The 22,838-nt window shown below is 60.6% G+C and carries 24 protein-coding genes and 1 tRNA gene; 9 read left to right on the top strand and 16 right to left on the bottom strand.

The genetic code is table 11. The annotated features are described in order from the left end of the window. Positions 1 to 63: 63 nt before the first annotated feature. Genes FHS64_RS13090 through fliQ form a run of 4 tightly spaced genes read right to left on the bottom strand, consistent with a single transcriptional unit; the run spans position 64 to position 2,472 of the window. Positions 64 to 342, bottom strand: coding sequence for a hypothetical protein (locus tag FHS64_RS13090; RefSeq protein WP_167179034.1), 279 nt, complete (start codon positions 340 to 342; stop codon positions 64 to 66). Positions 343 to 358: 16 nt separating this feature from the next. After that, positions 359 to 1,435: a flagellar biosynthesis protein FlhB gene (gene flhB / locus FHS64_RS13085; protein WP_167179032.1), complete on the bottom strand. Its 1,077-nt coding sequence runs from the start codon at positions 1,433 to 1,435 to the stop codon at positions 359 to 361. Next, entirely contained in the window at positions 1,428 to 2,198 is a 771-nt protein-coding gene (gene fliR / locus FHS64_RS13080) for a flagellar biosynthetic protein FliR (protein WP_167179030.1), read from the bottom strand. The genes flhB and fliR overlap by 8 nt, the downstream gene beginning before the upstream one ends. A gap of 7 nt (positions 2,199 to 2,205) precedes the next feature. After that, positions 2,206 to 2,472, bottom strand: coding sequence for a flagellar biosynthesis protein FliQ (gene fliQ, locus FHS64_RS13075; protein ID WP_208381007.1), 267 nt, complete (start codon positions 2,470 to 2,472; stop codon positions 2,206 to 2,208). Positions 2,473 to 2,640: 168 nt separating this feature from the next. Between fliQ and folE the strand changes: the two genes are divergently transcribed. After that, positions 2,641 to 3,228, top strand: coding sequence for a GTP cyclohydrolase I FolE (gene folE, locus FHS64_RS13070; protein ID WP_167179026.1), 588 nt, complete (start codon positions 2,641 to 2,643; stop codon positions 3,226 to 3,228). Between the two features lie 78 nt (positions 3,229 to 3,306). Here the strand turns inward: folE and fliE are convergent, their stop codons facing one another. Genes fliE through FHS64_RS13055 form a run of 3 tightly spaced genes read right to left on the bottom strand, consistent with a single transcriptional unit; the run spans position 3,307 to position 4,492 of the window. After that, entirely contained in the window at positions 3,307 to 3,618 is a 312-nt protein-coding gene (fliE, locus tag FHS64_RS13065) for a flagellar hook-basal body complex protein FliE (RefSeq protein ID WP_167179024.1), read from the bottom strand. A gap of 15 nt (positions 3,619 to 3,633) precedes the next feature. Beyond that, on the bottom strand, positions 3,634 to 4,068 hold the full coding sequence (flgC, locus tag FHS64_RS13060) for a flagellar basal body rod protein FlgC (protein ID WP_243862983.1): 435 nt from the start codon (positions 4,066 to 4,068) through the stop codon (positions 3,634 to 3,636). 16 nt (positions 4,069 to 4,084) lie between these two features. After that, positions 4,085 to 4,492, bottom strand: a complete 408-nt coding sequence (locus FHS64_RS13055; RefSeq protein WP_167179022.1) for a flagellar basal body protein — start codon at positions 4,490 to 4,492, stop codon at positions 4,085 to 4,087. 185 nt (positions 4,493 to 4,677) lie between these two features. Here FHS64_RS13055 and FHS64_RS13050 point away from each other — a divergent pair, with 185 nt between their 5' ends. From FHS64_RS13050 to FHS64_RS13040, 3 genes are all read left to right on the top strand, one after another. After that, positions 4,678 to 5,007, top strand: a complete 330-nt coding sequence (locus tag FHS64_RS13050) for a FliO/MopB family protein (protein WP_167179020.1) — start codon at positions 4,678 to 4,680, stop codon at positions 5,005 to 5,007. Positions 5,008 to 5,026: 19 nt separating this feature from the next. Further along, complete coding sequence (gene fliP, locus FHS64_RS13045) at positions 5,027 to 5,800, top strand: flagellar type III secretion system pore protein FliP (protein ID WP_424945245.1); 774 nt, start codon at positions 5,027 to 5,029, stop codon at positions 5,798 to 5,800. A 116-nt stretch (positions 5,801 to 5,916) separates the two neighbouring features. Then, positions 5,917 to 6,195 carry an HU family DNA-binding protein gene (locus FHS64_RS13040; protein ID WP_167179016.1) on the top strand — a complete coding sequence of 93 codons (279 nt, stop codon included), beginning with the start codon at positions 5,917 to 5,919 and terminating at the stop codon, positions 6,193 to 6,195. 154 nt (positions 6,196 to 6,349) lie between these two features. Here the strand turns inward: FHS64_RS13040 and FHS64_RS13035 are convergent, their stop codons facing one another. After that, entirely contained in the window at positions 6,350 to 9,292 is a 2,943-nt protein-coding gene (locus FHS64_RS13035) for a tetratricopeptide repeat protein (protein ID WP_208381005.1), read from the bottom strand. 153 nt (positions 9,293 to 9,445) lie between these two features. On the opposite strand from FHS64_RS13035, the gene FHS64_RS13030 reads away from it, so the two are divergent. Continuing rightward, on the top strand, positions 9,446 to 9,814 hold the full coding sequence (locus tag FHS64_RS13030) for a DUF983 domain-containing protein (protein ID WP_167179014.1): 369 nt from the start codon (positions 9,446 to 9,448) through the stop codon (positions 9,812 to 9,814). A gap of 37 nt (positions 9,815 to 9,851) precedes the next feature. Here FHS64_RS13030 and FHS64_RS13025 read toward each other — a convergent pair whose 3' ends face one another. Both FHS64_RS13025 and FHS64_RS13020 read right to left on the bottom strand, forming a co-directional pair. Next, positions 9,852 to 10,175 (bottom strand): hypothetical protein, encoded by a 324-nt coding sequence (locus tag FHS64_RS13025; RefSeq protein ID WP_243862982.1) that lies wholly within the window; start codon positions 10,173 to 10,175, stop codon positions 9,852 to 9,854. 307 nt (positions 10,176 to 10,482) lie between these two features. Beyond that, a complete protein-coding gene (locus FHS64_RS13020; RefSeq protein WP_167179012.1) occupies positions 10,483 to 11,121 on the bottom strand; it encodes a hypothetical protein in 639 nt (212 codons plus the stop codon). Positions 11,122 to 11,554: 433 nt separating this feature from the next. Between FHS64_RS13020 and FHS64_RS13015 the strand changes: the two genes are divergently transcribed. Then, positions 11,555 to 12,124: an OmpA family protein gene (locus tag FHS64_RS13015; RefSeq protein ID WP_167179010.1), complete on the top strand. Its 570-nt coding sequence runs from the start codon at positions 11,555 to 11,557 to the stop codon at positions 12,122 to 12,124. Positions 12,125 to 12,201: 77 nt separating this feature from the next. On the opposite strand, the gene FHS64_RS13010 is transcribed toward FHS64_RS13015, so the two are convergent. Beyond that, positions 12,202 to 12,774, bottom strand: a complete 573-nt coding sequence (locus tag FHS64_RS13010) for a CarD family transcriptional regulator (protein WP_167179008.1) — start codon at positions 12,772 to 12,774, stop codon at positions 12,202 to 12,204. Between the two features lie 306 nt (positions 12,775 to 13,080). Then, a complete protein-coding gene (gene fdxA, locus FHS64_RS13005) occupies positions 13,081 to 13,422 on the bottom strand; it encodes a ferredoxin FdxA (protein ID WP_167179006.1) in 342 nt (113 codons plus the stop codon). 213 nt (positions 13,423 to 13,635) lie between these two features. Between fdxA and FHS64_RS13000 the strand changes: the two genes are divergently transcribed. Then, the gene (locus FHS64_RS13000; RefSeq protein WP_167179004.1) at positions 13,636 to 14,253 is read left to right on the top strand and encodes a YceI family protein; all 618 of its coding nucleotides are present in this window, start codon (positions 13,636 to 13,638) and stop codon (positions 14,251 to 14,253) included. Here the strand turns inward: FHS64_RS13000 and FHS64_RS12995 are convergent. Both FHS64_RS12995 and FHS64_RS12990 read right to left on the bottom strand, forming a co-directional pair. Beyond that, positions 14,243 to 14,578: an RNA-binding S4 domain-containing protein gene (locus tag FHS64_RS12995; protein WP_167179002.1), complete on the bottom strand. Its 336-nt coding sequence runs from the start codon at positions 14,576 to 14,578 to the stop codon at positions 14,243 to 14,245. The genes FHS64_RS13000 and FHS64_RS12995 overlap by 11 nt on opposite strands. After that, positions 14,565 to 17,711: a helicase-related protein gene (locus tag FHS64_RS12990; protein ID WP_167179000.1), complete on the bottom strand. Its 3,147-nt coding sequence runs from the start codon at positions 17,709 to 17,711 to the stop codon at positions 14,565 to 14,567. Before FHS64_RS12990 ends, FHS64_RS12995 begins: the two co-directional genes overlap by 14 nt. Before the next feature lie 338 nt (positions 17,712 to 18,049). Here FHS64_RS12990 and FHS64_RS12985 point away from each other — a divergent pair. After that, positions 18,050 to 18,126 (top strand) — tRNA-Arg (locus FHS64_RS12985). Between the two features lie 196 nt (positions 18,127 to 18,322). Here the strand turns inward: FHS64_RS12985 and FHS64_RS12980 are convergent. Further along, positions 18,323 to 19,420, bottom strand: a complete 1,098-nt coding sequence (locus FHS64_RS12980) for a cytochrome-c peroxidase (protein WP_167178998.1) — start codon at positions 19,418 to 19,420, stop codon at positions 18,323 to 18,325. Further along, positions 19,417 to 21,936, bottom strand: coding sequence for a TonB-dependent receptor (locus FHS64_RS12975; RefSeq protein WP_167178996.1), 2,520 nt, complete (start codon positions 21,934 to 21,936; stop codon positions 19,417 to 19,419). Before FHS64_RS12975 ends, FHS64_RS12980 begins: the two co-directional genes overlap by 4 nt. Before the next feature lie 132 nt (positions 21,937 to 22,068). Here FHS64_RS12975 and FHS64_RS12970 point away from each other — a divergent pair, with 132 nt between their 5' ends. Further along, complete coding sequence (locus tag FHS64_RS12970; protein WP_167178994.1) at positions 22,069 to 22,815, top strand: energy transducer TonB family protein; 747 nt, start codon at positions 22,069 to 22,071, stop codon at positions 22,813 to 22,815. The last annotated feature ends 23 nt before the right edge of the window (positions 22,816 to 22,838 follow it).

The following is a 22,838-nucleotide window of genomic DNA, read 5'->3' as shown; positions in this document are numbered from 1 at the left end:
CTAAAGAACGAAACTTAACTCTATCCTGTCCCGTTGCAGGACGCAGCCCATCTGCGATCGCCATCACTGGCAGCTGAAAAGCATGAACCAGTTGCCCATCAAACCATAGGATTCATTCGCCACAGGAGCGCCTGTATTCTCTTTGGCGCAATGTTTTGCAGCCGCCGATTTCATGCGCGCTTCCGCACGGGACGGATCATTGGAGAAATGCTTGGTTGTGGCCAGATATTGCACCTGACCAAGCGCTTCACTCTCTACAGGCGCTGGCGAGATCGATACCGAGGCGCAGCCGGTCAAAAACAGGCCGCTCGCCAGAACCCCTGTCAACTTGGTCACACGCATAAATGCATCCTCACGATTAGCGGCGCTTCTTCTGCATCACAAAGCCGATTACCTTGGCTGCGGCTTCAAAATGTTCGCGCGGAATGATCTCGTCCACCTCGACCACCGCATAAAGAGCGCGCGCCAGCGGCACATTCTCGACAATAGCCACATCGTGTTCCTTCGCCACCTCGCGGATACGCAGGGCGACGGCATCCACGCCCTTGGCCACGCAGACGGGCGCAGGATCACCATCATCGGGATTATAGCGCAGAGCCACCGAATAGTGGGTCGGGTTGGTGACGATCACGGTCGCTGTCGGCACGGCCTGCATCATACGCTGGCGGCTGCGCTGCATCCGAAGCTGGCGCAGCTTGGCTTTAACGTGCGGGTCGCCTTCGGACTGTTTGAAGTCGTCCTTGGATTCCTGCTTGGTCATCCGCATGCGTTTGGCAAAGCGGATACGCTGCCAGATATAGTCGGCCCCTGCGGTGAAGCTGAGGAAGACCAGTGCCGCGATAAACAGGCGGATACAGATATCCATCGCAAACGGCAGGATGGCCATCGGGCTCATCGCCGCAAGGTTTTCCAGCTCGCGCACATGCGGCTTCAGCACCATCCAGCAGACGACGCCGATAATCACCAGCTTGATAAAGGTCTTGAGGAACTGGACCAGACCATCCGGCCCGAAAATGCGCTTGAAACCGCTGAGGGGGCTGAGCGTGGATAGCTTGGGCTTCAGCTTCTCGGTCGTCAGGATAAAGCCCTGAGACTGGGCCACATTACCGAACACACTGCCGACAATCACCGCCAACATCAGGGCCATCAGGAACGGAGCCGCCGTGGTCAGGGCATGTACGCCGATCTCGACACCGGCCCCTGCCTCCAGTCCGCCCAGCATCGAATGCGGGCGGGCAATATAGGGCAGCAGGTCCGCCGCCATCTGCTGGCTGAAATAGGCACCGCCCAGCAGCAGTACCGCCGCAGCCCCCGCCAGAGACATCGTGGTGGCAACATCGGGAGAACGCGCAAAGTCACCCTTCTTGCGCGCATCCATAAGTTTTCGGGGGCTGGCCTCTTCTGTTTTAGAGTCCTGGTCGGCGTCTTCAGCCAAGCGCGCCCCCCATGAACACGCGGATCAGGGCACGATAACGGTCGATGAAGACCGTCCCCAATACGCCAAGGCTCAAAGCAAAAACCGACAGGCCCAAAAGCACACTGAGCGGCGCGGCAGCAAAATAGACCTGAAACGACGGCATCACCCGCGCCACCAGACCCGAGGCCAGATTGAACACCAGCGCGAACACCAGAACCGGCGCGGCCAACTGGACCCCCAACAGGAAGCTCTGGCTCATGGTACGCACCGCCAGTTCCGAAAAATCGGCGGCCACCAAAGGCTTGGCGGGGGCAATCATTTCATAGGAGCCCACCATGGCCCCGATAAACAGGTGATGGGTGTCCGTTGCAAAGATCAGCGTCACCCCCAACAGCACCAAGAATGCCGACAGGGTCGATCCGGGGGCCGCCTGCATCGGGTTGGCCGTCTGCGAAAAGCCCAGCGTCGTCTGCATCGAGACGATCTCGCCCGCCGTCATCAAGGCCGAGGTGAACAGGCGCAGGATGGCCCCGATGGCCAGCCCCGTCGCCACTTCGCGCAAGATCCAGCCCACCATCCCGCCCGTGGTCGGCGGCAGGGCCGGAAGCGTGTGACCCACCACCGGATAAAGCGCCATAGCCAGCAACAAGGCCAGCGCCAGCCTGATCCGCGCCGGAACATAGGCCTCGCCGATCCCCGGCAGCAGCATGATAATGGCCCCGAGGCGGGCAAACAAAAGCCCGCCGGCCCAGACCTGATCGACGGTGGCGTAAGGCTCCATGCCGGACCTAGATGCCCGCGATCCGCGCCGCGATGTCGCGCATGAACGCCCCCAGCAGCGCGCCCATCAAGGGCAGGAACAGCAGAAGCGAGATAAAAATGGCAATAATTTTAGGCGCATACACCAGTGTCTGTTCCTGAATCTGGGTCAGGGCCTGAAACAGACCGATCGCCACACCCACGACCAGAGCCACCACCAGCGCAGGCAGGCAAAGCTGGATCGTCAGCCAAAGGGCATCGCGTCCAATATCCAGAACTTCTGCGCCGCTCATCAACCGCTCCGCTTCACTGGGCAGAAAATGCCGACACTATGGTTAACGACTTGATAACCTCGCAGATCAAAACCTGATTTGGCCCGCAAGACCACTACAGAAACGGTCCTGTGACGAATGGAGGTCTATCGCCTCTCCCCAAATGCGATTGCCTGTCCTACAAGGCCAGTTATGTGTGACCATGATCATTCCCAAGGCGTCTCTCAGGAAGAGGCCGAAGCCGCCGTCCGCACCCTGATCCGCTGGGCGGGCGATAATCCCGACCGCGAAGGCCTGCTGGACACGCCCAAACGCGTGACCAAATCCTATCGCGAACTGTTCGAGGGCTATCATACCGACCCGCGCGAATATCTGGAGCGCACCTTTGAAGAGGTCGGCGGTTATGACGAACTGGTGGTCCTGAAGGACATCCGTTTCGTCTCGCACTGCGAACACCATATGCTGCCGGTCATTGGCCGCGCCCATGTGGCCTATCTGCCGACCAACCGCGTCGTCGGCATTTCCAAGCTGGCCCGCGTGGTTCAGGGCTTTGGCCGTCGCCTGCAGATTCAGGAAAAAATGACGGCGGAAATCGCCAACACCATCATGGACGTGCTGCAACCGCACGGCGTGGGTGTGGTGATCGAGGCCGAACATTCGTGCATGACCATGCGCGGTGTGAACCTGCCCAACTCCACCCTCATCACCTCGTGTCTGCTCGGCACCGTGCGCGAAGACCCGCGTACCCGTGAGGAATTCCTGCGCCTCGTCCGCAACTGATCTTTTCAGATCCACCACGAACAAGGGCGGCTCCATCGGGAGCCGCCCTTTTCTAATTCTGTCTGTGTTGGCCTGCCGTTAGATCGGCATGGCCATGATTTCCTTATAGGCCGAAATCACTTGATCGCGGACCGCCAGAACGGTTTCCAGCGAGGCCTCGGCGGCGCTGATGGATGTCACCACATCGATCAGATTGCCTTGGCCCTGAACATTCTGGGCCATCTGCATCTCGGCACCGCGCGTCTGTTCGGCGGTCTGGCTGACCACCGATTTCAGCATGTCTGCAAAGCCCGGACCTTCGGCGGCGGGATTGGCCTGCGGCGTCGGCGAGGACGGCATGGAACCGCCCTGAACGCTGGAATAGAGGCGAGCCGCCATCATCGGATTCATGGACTAGTCCCCGCCCTAGCGTTTGATGATGTCGAGCGTGCGCGATTCCATCGCACGCGCTGTCTCGATGACATTGAGGTTGGCCTCGTAGGCGCGCTGCGCCTCGCGCATGTCCATGGCCTCGACGAGGGTGTCCACGTTCGGGCGCTGCACATAGCCTTCGGCATTGGCGGCCGGATGCGACGGATCATAGTCCAGCTTGAAAGCGCTCTGGTCGGTACGCACATCGGCCAGAACAACGCCCGTCGCGCCATTCAGGTCACGCGCCTGAAACACCGGCATCTGGCGACGATAGGGATCACCACCGGCCACCGGCGCGGTCGAGTTGGCATTGGCGATGTTCTCGGCAATCACCCGCATACGCGACTGTTGCGCGCGCAGGGCGCTTGCCGCCACGCCCATGGCCGGATTGCGCGCGGTCGCGGGGCGACCATTAATCGGATCAGCCATGATTCATTCCTCGCAATCAGCCAGCACCCGGCTTGCGCGCAGCAAGGCGGATCATTTGCATGGATTTTTGATAAAAGCCGATGGCCGCATCATAGGCGGCGCGGCTTTCGGCCATTTTCAGCATCTGTTCTTCGACCACCACCGAGTTGCCATCCAGCGTGGTTTCGCTGTCGGGGGCGCGGTTCACATCAAAGCGGACCGGCTGTCCTGCCGGTGCGATATGGGCCGCATGGGTGGTCATTACCCGCACACTGCGATCTTTGTTCATCGCCGCGGCAAAATCGGTCGGGACCGTCAGGTCACGCGCGCCATAGCCGGGGGTGTCAGAGTTGGCGACGTTCTGGGCGATCACGCGCTGGCGATCATCCAGCCAGCCAAGGCGACCCTTGATCTGGTTCAGAAGCGACAGGTCGGTTACGGACATGGCCCCTCCCAAAAGCGGCATCGGAAACGAGATCGGCAGAATTTGCCGCCTATAGGGTTAATAGCTTCTATATCTTAAAGCGGTGTTAACCACGTTGTCGGAAACCTTCGCTTTAACCAGGGCGCGATCATGCGATGCGCCCGTACGGCGCAAGCTGTGGCCCACGCACATTCGAAGAACTGGCGATGAACTGGATTGACCTGCTGAGGGCCGTTTTTGGCCTCGCCATTACGCTGGGCCTGATCGGTCTGGCCGCCTATGCGGTCCGCCGTTATGCGCCCGAACTGATGGCCCGCCTGCAAACCCATGGCGAGCGCAGGGAGCGGCGCCTGAAGGTCATCGAAACCCTGATTCTCGATCCCTCGCGCCGTCTGGTTCTGGTCCGCGTCGATCAGGAAGAACGCCTGATCCTTCTGGGCGAGGGCCGCGAACTGATCGAGCCGCGTGGTCCGGTCGCACCGGTTCAAACCGACCGCGACAACCTGCAACGGGAGAGCGGCCATGACCTCTTCTAAGCGTGCTGCCATTTTCGGCATGCCGAGCAAGGCCGATCTGAAACGCGCCGCCCTGTTGTCGCTGCTGGCCACGCTGGCCTGTGTGGCATGGCCCGTCGCCGCCTTGGCCCAGTCGGCCATCAATATTGATCTGGGGACGGGTGCCGGCCTGTCCGAACGGGTGGTGCAGCTTGTTGCCCTGATGACGGTGCTGTCTCTGGCCCCGTCCATTGTCATCATGACCACCAGCTTTGTGCGCATTGTCGTGGTGCTGTCTCTGCTGCGGACAGCGCTGGGCCTCCAGCAGTCCCCGCCCAATGCTGTTCTGGTCTCACTGGCGCTGTTTTTGTCGGCCATCGTCATGGCTCCGACATGGCAGGACGCCTATGATTCGGGGGTCCGCCCCCTCATGGATCAGCAGATGGAACTGCCTCAGGCCTTCGATGCAGCCTCCGAACCGGTAAAAACCTTCATGCTGGCTCAGGTAGACCGCAGCGACCTCGCCCTGTTCACACGACTGTCGAAAATAGAGCCCCCGACCGACGTGCAGGAACTGCCCCTTCGGGTGGTCACTCCGGCCTTCATGATCAGTGAGCTCAAGAAGGCCTTCGAAATCGGATTTCTCCTTTTCGTTCCGTTCCTTGTGATCGATTTGGTGGTCGCCAGCGTGCTCATGTCGATGGGTATGATGATGCTTCCCCCTGTGGTTGTATCCCTACCCTTCAAGCTGATCTTTTTCGTGCTGGTTGATGGCTGGCGTTTGGTCGCCGGAAGCCTCGTCGAGAGCTTCCAAAGAGCAGCTGGCGGGGGATAAATCCCCACTGTCATTGATTTTGCGGCTTGTCGGGGCTTGCCAAATCGCCCCAAACCGTCGTTGATCCATCATCTCCGCCCTATGTTCACGGGCGACCACTCTGGGAAACAACCCTTATGACCACTCAAGCCGAACTGATCGCCGCCGTCGCCAAGGACGCAGGTGTTTCGCAGGCAGACGCCGGCAAGGTGCTGACCGCGATCGTCGAGAACATCCACAAGTCGCTCAAGGCTGGTGGTGACGTGCGCATCTCGAACCTGGGCGTGTTCGACACTGCCGAGCGTGCAGAGCGCGAAGGCCGCAACCCGGCCACCGGCGCTACGATCAAGATCCCGGCCTCGAAGGCTGTGCGCTTCCGCGTGTCGAAGCCGCTCAAGGACGCTGTGAACAGCTAATCCTGATCTGGAAACGGCGGCTCCCTGCGGAGCCGCCGTTTTTCATTCCGGTCACGCGCAATGCGGGCCGATGCCACAGCCCCAGCCATTAGCCCCAAGCTATTGCACCGCTGTGAAGAGGCCCCAAGGGCCACCCACCCGACTATATTAAAATCTATCGCTTGGTCGCAGCAGGCGCGGCGGCCGGTGCCGCAGCAGGTGCTGCCGCAGGTTCGGCACGCGCAGGAACCGGCGGACTGGCTGGCGCAGCTTGCGACGCCGTCTGTTCGCGGAACTTGGCCTTGGTCTGGGAAATCCAGCCCGCATAGGCATCGGCCTGTGCCGTCAGGTTCGAGAAGTTCTCGACCCCGCCACTGCCCTGCCCGTCCAGTCCTGCCAGAGCAATCCGCATCGCCCCCGGTGAACGCGCCCCTTGGGCAAAGCCGCCATAGCGTTGCGACAGACGCGTTACCGCAGCCGCATTATTGGCCAGCGAATAGCCGACGCCCGCACGGATCACCTGCGTTTCTTCGCTGGCGGTCAGCGGAATAGCCGTATCGCGCCAACGCTCGCCCAGTGCCTGTTCATACAGGGCAGCGGCACCGCCCCATTGTTCCTGCTTCCACAAAATCTCGGCACGCACCTGTCGGGCCGAGGCACCGTTATCGCGCCCCAGAATCTCGAGTGCGTGGTCATAGCGACCCAGTTCCATCAAGGCGCGCGCCTCCAGTGCCCGACGCTCTGTGGCCACCGCGACCGGCAACAGGGTACTGCGCGACGTCCACAAGGCCTGTAGCGCCGGTTCCGGCTGACGGTTCATCAGCAAGACCGCCGCCAGATTGGCCGAGACCTGAGCCTTGGCCACACCGTCCAGACGGTTCTCGGCCTGATATTTCAGCAGCTCTGCAGCCTGATCCAGCAGGTCGACATCGATCAGACGGCGCGCCAGTCGACGCACCATCTCGTCACCATCGGCCCCGACAGGCGTCAGTTCACGGAAATCAAAGAACAGGGCCAGCGCCTGAACCGGCTGAAGCCCATCGGCTGCGCCTTCAAGGAACAGGGCACGGAAGGCACGGTCCAGATCGGCCTGAAGCTTGGTGCCACCCGGCAGGTTGGCAATACTGGCCCCCGGTGTCTTCAGCGTCGTCAAAGCTTCGCGATAACGCCCCTGCGACAGATAAAGCTCGCCCAGCGACTGGATGACCGCCAGTTCAACCCCGTCACCACGCCAGCGCCATTTCAACTGCTCCAGTTCGCGAGCGGCTTGATCGGCATTCATCGCGCCCTTGGCCAGCGACAGACGCACAGCGCCCAGCTTGGCCGTGGTGGCAATATTCTGAAGCCCTGCCCGCGATGCGGCCTTGTAGATGGCCAGTGCGCGATCCTTTTGGCCTTCCAGTTCCAGCAGCTTGGCCTGTACCAGACGCGCGGCCAGACGATCCGGGGCCGGAACCGCCGGAAGGGCGAACACATAGTCCAGAAGCTCTTTTGCACCCTGCCTGTCGCCGGTCTCCATCGCCGCCAGCGCATGGGCCGTGGCAAAACGGGCGCGCCATTCGGCGGGGAAGGTATCGACCGCGCTGGCTCCCGCCGAGAACATACGCCGCGCCGTGGCCCAGTCGCTCTGCTGGGCGGCAATATAGCCCTGCCAGATGCGCGTGGCCGGATCGCCCGCCAGCGCCCCCGACGTAAAATCGGTTTCCGCCTCGGCCAGTCGTCCGATCGAGGCCCGCGCCGCGCCGCGCAGACCGCGCACCTCGGCCACGCCCAGCATACCGGGGGTCTGTTCGATCAGGGCATTCAGCAGGCCAATCGCCTCGTAATGCAGACCCGAGCCGACCAGAAAACGCGCATAGGCCATGCGCGCATGGGTGCCGGTTTTAGGATCCTCGGTGGCGCGCGCCATTTCTTCGGTGGCGGCGGTCTGTAGCTCGCGGTGGCGGGCGGCAAAGCCCGCCGTGCCCGTCTCGCCCCATTGTGTCTGGATCAGCGCAGGATATCGGGCAGCCTTGGGCGCGTCGATCATCGGCATCGCCGCTGCCGACAATGCCACATCCGGCGAAGACAGTTTCAGTCCGCCACGACGGCTGACAACCACGCGATCCGCCGAGGTTTCCACCGTCACATCATCTGCAAAGGCTTCGACCGCCACGCCCTGTGCCGTCGGCATAATATGGGCATCGACCGAGCGGCGGCCGCTTTGAACGCCTTTGACCGGACCCAGTGCAGGCACCACTGCCATACGGTCCCCGCTCATCGGGTCTGTCAGCCAGATGGTGCGTCGCGCACCGGCCATTTGCGCAGCCAGACTGGCCTTGATCTCGTCATCGCGGACAATCTCGACGGCCTCGCCCGCTGTGCCGGAGCCGAGCGCCACAATCCAGTTCGAGCCTTCGGAGCGGGCTGAAATCGCTTGTCCCGCAGGGGCGTCGATCCGCACCACGGTATAGTCCGGTCCCGAGGCCCAGCGCACGCCATTGCCCTCGCCGGTCTTGATCTCCATCCGGCCTTTGGCGTCGAACACGGCCCACACCGCATTGCCACGACGGAACACGGCCGCTGCGACCGGAGAAGACCATGCGAAATTCAGGGTGGTGCGGCCATTCTCGCGACTGATCGCAACCGGCACGCGGGTATTGATGGCCCGTTGCGTGCTGCTGGCCGGTGCGCCTTGCGGGCGGATATTCAGCCACACCGCGCCATCGGCTGTACCGGTTCCGGCCTCTGCCCCTGCACTCAGGGTCAGTATAATCTCCGTACCGCCGGTGACGGCACGGGTTTCCACCTTGTCCACGCCCTTGGGCGGATCAACGCGAAGGCGGCTGATATCGGGGGCTGCGGTCGAGGCCAGTCGCACAACGACCTGCTGTCCGTCCTGTCGCACCCGCGCACGACGCCCGATGACACCGGCGAACTCGATGCGCGTAAAGGCCGCATTGGCCCCGATGCGAATATCGATCGGCTCGGCACCGCGCCGCGCACCCGTTGCTCCCGTTTGGGCAAAGGCCGACGAGGTTTCAAGCGGCGTATCCAGCGGCACAAACACCAATATCCCCGCAGCGGCGACCGCTACAGAGGATTTCAACACACGCTTGGTGACATTGGCCCCGGACATATTCCGCTCTTATCGCCCCAAACCGCTTTCCTCGTCGTTAACGCCGGTTAAGCTTGGTTGGACAAAACGACCGCTTGAAACCCGATACGGAAAATCCGACATAGACCTTCGGTCTTTCAAGGTGCCATTCGGGTGTCGTTCAAGGAGACGCTAGTGTCAGAAGATGCCTATCCCCCGCTCAGCCCCGTTATGACGGGTATCCGTTGCCGTTGCCCGCGCTGCGGTAAGGGACCGCTGCTGAAAGGCTATCTGACCATCGCCGAAAAATGCACCGCTTGCGGTCTGGATTACAGCTTTGCCGATACGGCAGACGGTCCGGCATTTTTCGTCATGTCGATTGTCGGCACCCTGGGCATGGCAGGCTTCATGGTCTTCCAATTCACCGTCGAGCCGCCCTTCTGGGTCCATCTGGTGCTGACCTTCCCGATCATCATCGCCGCCTGCATGTGGATGCTGCGTCCGGTCAAGGGCTGGATGGCTGCGGCCCAGTACCGCCACAAGGCCAAAGAAGCCCGCTTCTGATCGAAGCGGGCCTTCCGTCTATATATCTACGAATGTGTCAGGCGCGACCGCCCATCGGCCCATAGGCCCTTGGCGCGAAGCTGTGGCTGACACGTGATTCCGGCACACCGTCACGGCGGTGTTCGCCGCCGGCGCGGGTCAGCGCATCCAGACCCTCCGTGCGTCCGTTCTGGAACGCATCCAGAATAGACAATATCCGCTCTGCCTCCTCAAGAGTGTGCGGATCCTGCGCCAGAAGCCACGCTTCCAGACCGTCAAACTGTACGGCAAGACCATCCTTGCGCGTGGCCTCGTCCACGCGCTGTCTCGCCCACGAGCGCAGCACGTTGCGTGCCGCCTCCAGCCCCCACGACTGAACCATAGCAGACCCTCTCCATCCACCGCGAACGGTGCATCCTCTGACCCTACGCTAACGCTCTGCCGGCCTGTTGCGATCCACTTTTTCGTGAATAACACTGTAATTTAAAGAGTTTATCTAAATTTCAGCAGATTCATTTGTGGCAAAAATGTGGAAAGTGTCTGATCGGCAAAGCATTTCCAAAACCAGTAGATCACAGTTACGGGAAGGCTTTACCAGCAGAAAACTCTGCGTTTCTGTGTGCATAGAATGAACATTCGTTCGGAAAACAATAAAACGAGAATATTGGCACCATTACTGGCGAATACTTTTAACGCAAAGCCAGCTCGCCCCACTGCCAACTTGCCGTCCCCAAGGCCAGACGCGGGGCCCCCGCATCATCGCCCAGTGACAGCACGACCAGTCCGTTCACCCTCTGCTGGCGACACTCGCGCGGGGCAAAGGCCACCTCGACCGCAATAGCCTGACGCACACCCGCCAGACCGCGCCCTTCCTGACCCTGACTTTGCACCCAGTCTCCGTCCCATATCTGCATGGCACGCCGTCCGGCCGACAAGGTGGCCTGCACGCGGCGGACCTCGGACTGGATACGGCTGTCGCGCCGCACAAGGGCCTGAAGCCGTCCGGCCATGTCACAACGACCACTTGCGCCGGAACCGCTGCCACCTTCACCGCCCCCACCCGATCCGCCTTCGCCCGCTCCGCCGCCAGCCCCAGCCCCCGCAACCAGAGCGCCTGCCAGCTCGCCTTCACCCAACAGACGCAGGTCCAGTGCGGGGGGAGCCGATGACACCTGCACCACCTCGGTCGGCAAAACCGGAGGCGGTGTGCGATGGACGGGCGGTGGCGGTGCCGTTTGCGGTTTCGGCACCACTGTCGGGGCCTTGGCAGCCTCTTCGGTCTGGGCCGATTGTGATGGGGTTGGCGTTTCTGCCGGAGGTCCAGCCATGGCCGGTTCCTGAATTTCTTCAGGTAACGGAGTTTCTGGAGGAACCATATCCACCATCACGACATTCTGGCTTGGCACATTCGGTAGGCTGTCAGGCTTCATGCCCCAAACAACAACACCGATACCTGCATGAACAGCCAAGCTTAGAAGCACTGCCAATGAAATATTCTTGGTTGCTTTTCGTGTAACTGCTCGAGCCATGGGCACTGATTTGTAAAACTCTAGACAATTTATCAAGTTACAGATCAGACATCGATAACCATAAATTTCAAGAGATTCTTGGAACTTTGTTGCCAAAATGCGCATTATATTGCGGTCAAGTTGACAATATCTTGCCAAAATCAGGTCTTAAGCCCGACAACTGCGTCACGATTATTTCATCTTGCCCAACTGACGGTTACAATTTCCGTCGTGAATTTAGAGAGCTAACTATATGACCTTCACGTCCCGCAAAGCCCTTGCCATCGGTGCCGTCATGGCTATCGGCGTCGTTGCCAGCGGCTGTGCCAGCCACAAGTTCGTTCGCGAGAATGTGGCTGTGGTCGACGAGCGCGTCGCTGCCGTCGATAACCGCCTTACTGGCGTGGAAAGCACCGCCAACCAGGCTCTCGACCGTGCCAATGCCGCGCACAAACTGGCCGAGGGCAAGTTCCTGTATGAAGTTGTTCTGTCGGACGACTCGGTGAAATTCCCGGTCAACGCCAACAACCTCTCGCCGGAAGCCGAGCAGCGTCTGGCCGAACTGGCCCAGCGCCTGAAAGCCGAGAACCGCAGCGTCTATCTGGAAATCCAGGGCCACACCGATTCTTCGGGCTCGGAAGCCACCAATGAACGCATGGGCATGGCCCGCGCCGAAGCCGTGCGCCGCTATATGAGCACGCAAGGCATCGCGCTGAACCGCATGTCGACCATCTCGTATGGCGAGGCCCATCCGGTTGCGCCGAACAACACCCGCGAAGGCCGCGCACAAAACCGTCGCGTTGCCATCGTCGTTCTGTCCTAGGACCGAACGCCTCACGGCAAAGAAAAAGGCCCGGACAGCAATGTCCGGGCCTTTTATCTATGGGGTGCTAAAGCAGCTTACGCGGCTTCGGCCTCTTCTTCAGCTTCAGCCTCGGCTGCTGCTGCCGCCGCTGCGGTCACAACCGGCTTCTTGGCGGCCAGCGACTTGGACAGCAGGGCAATCGCCGCATCCTTGTCGATGCCGTTGGCGGCCGCCACTTCGCGGGCCATACGGTCCAGAGCCGATTCATACAGCTGGCGTTCCGAATAGGATTGTTCCGGCTGGGTGTCGGCACGGAACAGGTCACGCACAACCTCGGCGATCGAGATCAGGTCACCCGAATTGATCTTGGCTTCGTATTCCTGCGCACGGCGCGACCACATGGTGCGCTTGATGCGGGCACGGCCCTTGAGGGTCGTCAGAGCCTTGGTCACGGTGTCATCGGCAGCGAGCGTACGCAGACCAGCCGTTGCGGCCTTCTTGGTCGGGACGCGCAGGGTCATTTTCTCGTGGTCGAAGGTCACGACATAGACCTCCAGCGACATACCAGCGACTTCCTGAGTTTCAATCGCTGCGACCTTGCCAACGCCGTGGGCCGGATAGACCACTGCATCACCAACCTTGAATTCCAGACCGGACTTGCTCGTCATGACATTCCTTTCCCAGCACAGAATGCCGATGAAACAGTTTATCCAATAGCAAAACGTCCCCGCGGCGGACTTTGCGTGCCCGTCGGGAGAATGTTTAAACAGCTATTAGACGCTATACCGGATCACCGAACCTCTGGCCGCCCCCGTCAATCAAGCGGAGGTCTGTCGTAAACTCGAATAGCACGCGCGAATGCGTAACCATCCGTTTTGAATGGGAGGAACCTACCACAAAATTGATCAATCTCAAAATATCCGCAGCGAGTTGCGGCTAAGACGACCAATTGTGTTCAGATAAAGGCCAGTTTATCAGGAGCCTTTGCCGGGTTTCGGGCTGAAATACTTTTCGTATTTGCCCGTCTCGCGCTCGAAGTCTTCGCGATCGGCGGGCGGCGTGCCCTTGACCGTAATGTTGGGCCAGACCTTGGCGTACTCGGCATTGACCTGCAGCCACTTGCCGTCCGGCTCGTCCTCGGTATCGGGCACAATAGCGTCCACCGGACATTCCGGTTCACACACACCACAGTCGATACATTCGTCCGGCGCGATGACGAGGAAGTTCTCGCCCTCGTAGAAGCAGTCCACCGGACACACTTCAACACAGTCCATGAACTTACATTTCACGCAGGCGTCGGTGACGATGTAGGTCATTGCGGCAAACGGATCCGAATAAAGGCTAGGCCAACTGGCAACAGGATCGCGGGCAAATGCCCCTTGGTCAGGCCAGTGTCAACCAATGACGCCTTGTCATTAGGTCGAAGGCATCGAATTTTCTGTTCCCGCATTGGGTGATACAGTCGCCCCTGATATAATCAGGGTTCTTAGATTTACGGCTTTCACACCATCCCCTTCGGAGGTTTCACCGTGCATCAATCCTACAAGACCGTCCTTTGCATTGCCGCCATCACAGCCCTCGGGGTCAGCGGTACGGTTGTGGCCAAGAACAATTTCACCCTCAATCCCGCCGAGGTCCATGCCGGTGACTACAAGCTGGATTCCAGCCATGGCCGCATCACCTGGGAAATCGACCATGCCGGATTTTCCAAATATGTCGGCCAGTTCGTCAATGTTCAGGCTGAACTGAAACTGGATCCGGCCAATCCTGCCAACTCAACCCTTACCGCGACCATTCCGATTGCCGACATCGCCCCCAATGACGCGGCGCTGAAACGCCATCTGCTGAATGCGGACTTCTTCGATGCGGAAAATCATCCGACCGCAACCTTCCGCTCGACGCGCATTGTTGTGGATTCGGACGACGCCAAAGAAGCCGATGTCTATGGCGACCTGACCATCCGTGGCATCACCCGCCCGATCAAGATGGAGGTCGAGTTCAACAAGGCCGGCACGATGATGGGACAATACCGCGCCGGTTTTGACGGCGAGGCCACGATCAAACGCTCGGACTTCGGTATCAATTATGGCCTGCCGCTGATCGGCGACGAGGTCGAACTGCACATCGAGGGCGAGTTCACCAGATAGGCGGTTCACCACCCTGATCGGGTGGTGAAAGATCATCATAAAGGGCGCGGGCCTCGACAGCGGGTCCGCGCCGCTCGCCCATCTGCACAACGCGCACGCGGGTGATCCGGCCACCGATGGTGAACATCACCTCGTCACCGACATGCACAGAGCGGCTGGGCTTATCCAGCCGCACCTGCCGCCCCTGATGGGTCAGGCGTATCTTCTTTTTCGACACCATCTGGGCGGCAAGCGCCCGCGTCTTGAAGAAGCGGGCGTGCCACAGCCAGATATCGACACGCGCGGACGTCGCATCGACCTGATCGTCTGGATCAGGCCTCGCCATCACCCACCGCTACGGGCGCCGCAGGTGCGGTCGGGGCAGTCTCGGGGGCAGATTCGACCGCCGCCTCGGCAGCGGATTCATTGCCCGATTCCGTGTTCGCTGCCGGTTTGCGTTTACGCGGACGGCGACGACGCTTGGCCTTGGCTTCGCCCTCAAGGGCCTCGCCTTCGACAGGCTCTGCCCCCGCTTCGGTCGCGACACCTTCAGAGCCTTCAACGGCTTCTGGCGTTTGGCCGTCAGACGTTGCGGCACCCGTGCTTGGCTTGCGACCACGACGGCGGCGGCGTTTCTTCTTGGGCGCAGCCTCGCCATCCGTGGCGATTTCGCCTTCAACAACTTCACCAGCCTTGGCATCGGAAGCATCAGCAGCGGCTTCAGCCTCGCCCTCGACGCCCTCGGCCACTGCCACGCGCTCGCCCTTGGGCTTGCGACGGCGGCGACGCTTCTTCTTCAGAACCTCGCCATCTGCCGCGACTTCCGGCGTGGGCTCAGCCCCCTCAGCAGCCCCGGAAGGTGCGTCTGTACCCGCCTCAACAGCCGCCTCGGCTCCACCCTTGCCACGGCGGCGGCGGCGCTTCTTCTTCGGTGCAACTTCACCTTTGTCAGTCTCGGCTTCAATGCCTTCGACGGCTTGCGCCACGTCAGCCTTGGGTTTTTTCGGGCGGCGCGGCTTGGCCGGTTTGGCAGGTGGCGATGCCACCTCGGCCTTCAGCGCCATTAAGGCGGCAAAAGGCGAATCCTCGTCTATAGCCACAGGTCCGCTGGCGGCACCTTCCTCACGGCGCGGCGGACGCAGGGCCGAGCGTACAGCCCGCGCCTGCCCCTCGTTCCATCCCAGTGTTTCAAGCGCTTCCTTGGACAGTTCGCCCCGTCCGGCCTTGCGGCTCAGGTCGGCATAGGTTTCCAGCAACTCCACCGGCACGGTAAAGCGACCCACAATCTGGCGACCAAATGCGGCCAGCGCCTGAGGCGTCGGCTTGTCACCGCGCAGTTCCAGCAAGCCCTCGCCCTTGAGCGCACGGCCAGCGCCCCGACCGACATAGGCCTGCATAAAGGCTTGCGCCCGTGGCTTCAGCATAGACGGCAACCACACTGCATGGGTGCCGATGCGAATAGCAAACTTGCCCAGAGACTTGCGATCTTCCGGCGACAGCACGGCCAGATCGGCCTGCACCTCAGAACGCGGCACCACGCCACCTGCCTCGACAATGCGCCAGGCGATACCGCGCACCAGTCCCGACAGCACCCCTTGGTCAACAGCCCGCTTCAGGCGTTTCAGATCACGCAAGGCACGGCCTGCTTCTTCCAGCAGCCATGTCTCGACGCGTTTTTGCGCCGCATCGCGTGCCGCAGCGTCGCCAAGGTCGCCCACCAGCGACACCTGCGGATGGAACACGTCCTCGTTGGTAATGCGGGCCGCAGCCTCGCCTTGCCAGCGAACCGTTCCGTCCGCGTCCAGCGCAAATCCTGCGTCTTGCTCTTTGGCCAATATCTTTAGTCTCCGTCCAATCTCCGGGGCCACAGCCCGCAACGCTGCCTGACGCAGCGCACGATCCGCAAGGGCCGAACCACCGGCATCCGGCGTGAACTTCACGCCATCCAGTCGTCCGACCGTTTCACCCTCTACAGTCACTTCGCCATCGTCAGCCACACCGGCCACGACTTCGGCAGTATCATTCAGCACCCGCATCAGGGCCGCTGTTCGCCGGTCCACAAATCGGGCCGTCAATCTCTCGTGCAGCACATCGCTGAGCCGCTCTTCCAGAACCTTTGTCCGTTCGGCCCAATCTTTGGCATTGTGCAGCCAATCGGGGCGGTTGGCGATATAGGCCAAGGTTCGCACGCCCGACAACCGTGCCGAGACCTGATCGATCTGGCCATCATCGCGATCCAGATCATTAAAGCGCGGCGCGATCCAGTCATCCTGAAGGCGTCCGTGCCCCGTGGTCAGGGCGCTGAAAATCTCTTTGGACAGACGCGAATGTTCGTCCAGCGTCGTCTTCTGGAAGTCCGGCAACTGACAGGCTTCCCACAGGCGCATCAAGGCCCCGCGCGAACGGGCCACCTTCTTGATGTCCTCGTCCTGCGACAAACGGCGCAACAGGGTTTCATCCAGCGCCGGCAGCGTCAGACGCAAGCCCGCCCGATCCGGTGTCGCTTCCAGCGAGCGCAATAGGTCCGGCAAGGTATCAAAATCCAGCCGCGCATTGCGCCATTCGGCAGCTTCCAGCGGATCAAAGCGATGCTCGGAAATCTGTTCGACCAGATCTTCGTCCAGCTCCTCGGCCTCGGCGGTCACGCCAAACGTGCCATTGCGCATATGGCGACCGGCACGACCGGCAATCTGGGCAATCTCGTGGGCGTAAAGGTGACGCGTGCGGCGTCCGTCAAACTTCCTCAGGCCCGCAAAGGCCACATGGTCGACATCCATGTTCAGGCCCATGCCGATCGCATCCGTCGCGACTAGAAAATCCACCTCGCCCGACTGGAACAGCTCGACCTGCGCATTGCGGGTGCGAGGGCTAAGGCTGCCCATCACCACCGCCGCCCCGCCCCTTTGGCGGCGCAACAGTTCGGCAATGGCGTAAACCCGCTCGGTCGAAAACGCGACCACCGCCGAACGACGCGGCAGGCGGGTGATCTTCTTGGAGCCCTCATAGGTCAGGACCGACAGGCGCTCGCGCGTGACGATCTCGGCATCGGGCACCAGCCGCCGCATCAGCGGTGCCATCGTGCCCGCACCAAGGAACATCGTCTCGAAGCGCCCGCGTGCGTGCAGCAGACGCTGGGTAAACACATGCCCGCGCTCGGGATCGGCTACCAACTGGATTTCATCAACCGCCAGAAAATCCACCTGCCGCTCCAGCGGCATAGCCTCGACGGTACAGACGAAATAGGCCGGGCGCGGCGGGACGATCTTTTCCTCGCCGGTAATCAACGCCACCGACGACGCGCCACGCAGCTTGACGATACGCTCGTAAATCTCGCGCGCCAAAAGGCGCAGCGGCAGGCCGATCATGCCCGACGCATGACCCAGCATCCGCTCGACCGTCAGATGGGTCTTGCCCGTATTGGTCGGGCCGAGGATGGCCGTAATGCGCGAGGGCGCAAGGCCAGTGGAACGATCACTCATGACCGCCCTGCCCTAGCACATGCAGCCCGCCGGACCACAACCCCAAACCCGACAAAGCGCGACCTTTGCCACAGAGACACGCCTAAAACACCGATTTCGGGAGGTTCGTGAACGAAACATTACCGCACCGCGAAACGCGGCACGAACGAATCATGACCGAATCAGCGACACCGCTCGATTCGATGTTTGTTCTATACCACATATAGTAGATTAACGCAGCTTAACCACAAAGGTTAACTCTGACACAACCGCCCCAACCGCGCGCCACACAAGAAACCTCGATCCTGAACGCAGAGAGGGCTTCCATCCCCGCCCCACCTCCACTACTCAGACCCCGTGGCCCTGTAGCTCAGCTGCATAGAGCAAGGCTTTCCTAAAGCCGAGGTCCCAGGTTGGAGTCCTGGCAGGGTCGCCATTTGTTGTCGGGACCACTTAGAACTGGCTCAAAACCAGTTAAGAGTAGCTACATATAACCTAGCCTGCTGCCGGTTTGTTGAGGACCGAGATAAGATATTTTCATCTAGCGGGTACTCCAAGAAGCAGTTCCCGAAAGGAGCTGCTCAAGCTTGGGCCCTGCACGCTAAGCACTAGCATGGGCCATCAAGGCAGCTTCATAGCGTCTCCAAAAACGCGACCAGTGCCTCGCGCTCCTCGAGCGTCAGGTTCAGTGGTGCGAGCAGCGGATCGGTTTGCGGGAAATAGGGATCGTCCTTTTGGTCATCGCGCGGGCGCGGGCGTGCACCGCCTGCATTATAGAAGGTTACCACTCCCCTCAGCTCCGGCATGATCCCATTGTGCATATAGGGGGCTGTACGGCGGATGTTGCGCAGGCTGGCCGTGCGGAACTTGCCGATATCGGACGGATCGCGCGTAACCTCGTACCGGCCGAGGTCCTGTAACTCGCGACCATAATAACTCAGCCCGATATTGTGGTATTTCTGGTCACTCAGCAGCGACCCGTTGTGGCAGTTGGCACATCCCGCCTTGGTGCGGAACAGGTTAAGCCCCTGAAGTTCCTCGTCGGTCAGTTGGGCACGACCATCCATGAACCGGTCGAATTTCGACACACGTGGACGCAGCGAACGCTGGAACGACGCCAACGCATAAGAGATGCGTTCAATCGAAATCTCGCGGTCTCCGAAGGCCTCCTCGAACATACGTCCATAGACGTCGTCATTTTTAATGCTGGTCACAATACGCTCGTGGCTAGTGGCCATTTCGACCGGATCCACGAACGGGTGCAGGGCCTGATCTTCCAAAGTCGGCGAACGACCGTCCCAGAACAGTTCCTTCCACCACGCCGCCGTCAGCAGGGATTGCGAATTACGCACGCCGCGCATGCGATTATGTCCGAACGAGGTGCGTAGCCCGTCCGAGAAGGACAGGTCGCTTTCGTGGCACGACGCGCAGGCAATCTGCCCCGAGCCCGAAAGCATCGGGTCGTCAAACAGGGCGCGCCCCAGCGCCACCTTCTGCGGCGTCGTCGGATTGTAGTCCGGTGACGGCGCAGGCGGCAGCTTGGCGAACTCTGTGAACTCGGCCCCTTCTTTCAGCCACGGGCGCGGCCATGTGTCAGGTGCCCCGCTATAGGCCAGGCGCAGTTCGGACACACTGACCGGTTCCTCGACCTGAGAAACGGCGAGGCCGCCGATGCCGAAAACAGCACCGACGACCATAACCACCCCGGCGATATCGCGCAGGTTGATCAATAACGTACCCTCAGACCCACCCAGGCATTGCGACCCATCTGCCACGGATCGGACGTACTGGTCGCATTGGCTACAGGGATGGTGTTGAACAGGTTATTGAGCCGCACATCCAGTTCAGCCGTGCCAAAGCGGGTACGTGCGATCTCGGCTGTGATCGACAGATTGGCATCCATGCTGCTGTCGTATTTGACAACATCATAGACATCATAACGGGTGCCGTTGACGGTCTGGTTGATACCCGTGTCCTCGACGCGTTCGAACGAGCCGTTCCAGTGGATGTTTAGATTGGTCTTCACGCGCCCATCGAACCAGTTGGACGACAGGTCGGCATTGAGCGTCCACGGGGTGGCAAAGTCCTGGATCTGGTTGTCTGCCAGCGCCTGCAGGGCCGAGACGATCTCGCCACGATACAGGACCAGGTCGCCCTGGTAGTCCGTCTCGTCGGTCACGTCGAAATAGCCGATGTTGGAGGCCTTGGTCTTGGACCAGTTGGCCGTCAGGGACAGGGCGTGGTTGTCGGCCAGACGGCGTATATATTCCATCGACAGGCCGCGATACTCGCGCGAGCCGTCATTGTTGATGGTGAAACGCTGGCGGGTCGCATTGCCGCCCGTCTCCTTGTCATAGACTTCGCTTGTGCTTTCAGAACGCGAGAACTGGTCTTCGGAATCGCGGGCCACGCCCTTGAAGCGGTATTCACCACCAATGAATGGCACCGGCCCCGTCACGGCAAAGCTCAACTCGTCAACATAGGGTGTTGCAAGGTCAGCATTCGAATAACCCGCCGTTTCCGTATGCGAGTACAGGGTCCAATTATCGCCAAAGACCTTCTGGCCATTCACCATGGTTGGCGTGCGGCGCCAGATATAGTTGCCCGGATAGTCCTCGCGCAGGGCATAGCCGAGGAAGCTGCGACCGTAATAACGGTTGGCAGCAACCGTCACGCTATGGCCTTCCCACGGCAGGGCGTGACTGGCCGACAGACGCGGTGCAAAGTTGTGGTTCTCCAGCAGGGTTTCGTAGTCGTAACGCAGGCCAGCGCGCACATCGAAGCCGCCAAGATCAAAGCGGTACTCGCCCCACAGGGTGTAGGTCTCCAACTGGCGCTCGGTATCAAAGGCACGGGTTTCGTTGAACTGGCCCAGCGCCCAACGGCCCGGTACACAGGTCAGGGCTGCCGCTTCCGCCGGATCGGCACAGGCGATGTTCGCGCTCACTTCCGACGCGGCACTGGCCCCATGGCGATAGGAGCGGCTGTAAGGCTGGGCCTTGCGACCTGTCACCTGCGCAATCTCGAAGCCAAGCCGTAGGTCGCCATTCGTCAGGGGCTGTTTCCACAGACCTTTAAGTGTCAGGTCCTTCTGGCGTTGGATCAGATTGCCCGGCCCGCCCACAGCGCATGAAGAATTGCTTGAGCACCAGTCGACGCCAGTGCCGACGGTCGACACACTGATCGTGCCCGGATTTTCAGACGTACGGTCCGTATCCGACGAGACGTAGGACAGATCCAGTTCCCAATCGGCATCGCCGCGGCGACCTTCAAGACCGAGCTTGGTGGTCAAACCCCCGCCATTCAGGAAGGTCAGGTTGTCATAACCGTTCTGGTGAGCGAACTCGGTCTCGTACGGGCTGTAGGTCACCTGTCCGGTCAACAAAAGATCATCGGCCAGATCGTACTCGCCCTTCAGCAGATAGGTTTCCTTCAGGCTGGACTGACCATAGGTACCGTACTGACGCCAGTTGGCACCGCGATCCTTCACGATAGATGACTCGTTGCGGGTATAGGAGGTCAGCGCGCGAAGGCGCTCCGACACCGGCAGGTCGACGATCAGGCTGAAACGCTCTTTCTCGTATTCAGGTTCGTCGGGATACTCGCCTTTAAAGCTGTCGCGTACGCGATCCGACATGCGAAATTGTGCAAGGCCCGGTCGGGTGACCCCGTAATAGGTCGATACGCCGAAAACCGGCGAAGGGCGGCGCGTTTCCATTTCGACCACACCACCGGTGAACTGGCCGAACTGGGCCGAAATATTGGAGTCATAGACAGCCACGCTGTCGATCAGGTCTGCATCCACCCAGACGCTCTGCGCCGAGGCTGCGGCATTGCCTTCGATATAGTGGTTGGCATTGGTCGAGGACACATCGAGACGGGAGTTCACACCCACCCCGTCCAGACGGATCATGTTCTCATAGATGTTGCCGCCCGAAATCGAGATGTCCGCAGGGCGAAGGTCCAGCAGTTCTTTCTCGGTCGCAAGTCCTTCCGAACGGCTGAACTGTACCCCCGGCATGGCTTTTAGAACCTGCAGGACGTCGCCCGAACCCGGCTTGCGACGTTCTACGCCGTCGCGGGTCACGCGACTGACGCCCGAGTCGCCGCCGTTACCAAAGCTATAGGCCGTCGGTGGCGGTGCCTCTTCCTGAATGACGATGGAAGGCGTCACATCCTGCGCCACGGCCGCTCCGGCAAAGCCAAGAGCGATAAGGCTGACTGCAGATAGATATTGGATACGCAATGAACACTAACCCCGCTGAAAACTGGGGAATGCATTAGCTCCGTGATTTGCGTTTGCAAACCATTATCATTATCAATTCGTCAGAAACCTGCGTATATCGCTCCCCGTTCGTATCCATTTTTAGCCTGTTACATGCCTGCCGCATTGACCTCTACACCCTTCAAGCTCGGGGCTTTCACCGCCGTGTCTTCGGTATTTGGTGCAGGTCTGGCAGCCATCGCCCTGACCTATCCCGTGCCGGAGGATCCGTTTGGCGGAGCGCCCGTTTTCGAGGTCGAGCTTTTCCAAGATGCGGGCATGAGTGCCCCCGCCAGCCTTAAGGGCAGCACCACCCTGTTCGCGCCGCCTGCCCAAAAACGATCTCGGGATCCAGTGCGCCAAAACCAATCCACAGCCGAAACCGCCTCCCCCACCGAGGTCTTGCCCCGCGAACCCGCCTTTTCTGCGCGCGCGACGCTTTCAGAAGTCTCGACGAAAACCGGTACGGCCAACCCGGCCAGCACGACGGGTATCCAACCTCCTGCACGCCATCACGTGGCAGGCGCTCAGGTCACGGGTGACGACCGGCGCGGCGCGTCTACACAAGGAGCTCAAGGCGGACGGCACACGGATACCTATGAGGCGCAGGTTATCCGATGGCTGGATGCGCACAAACAACATCCCGGACGTCTCGAAGGTATGGTTACACTCAAGTTCGAAGTGGATCGGCGGGGCCGTGTCCGCGACTGCATTGTAACCCAAACCAGTGGCGATGAGCGTCTGGACCGCATAGCGCAGCAACAACTGCGTCAGGCTGCACCACTGCCGCGCCCACCCCACGATGTGACATGGCAGACCCGCCAGATCACGGTCAGCCTGGATTACCGTCGCCACGCCTGATCAAGCCATTGAGGCACGCTAAT

Source organism: Brevundimonas terrae, assembly GCF_011761985.1.
Taxonomy (GTDB): Bacteria; Pseudomonadota; Alphaproteobacteria; order Caulobacterales; family Caulobacteraceae; genus Brevundimonas; species Brevundimonas terrae.
Note: the sequence above shows the minus strand (reverse complement) of the source record. Positions and strands in the feature narration are given on the sequence as shown.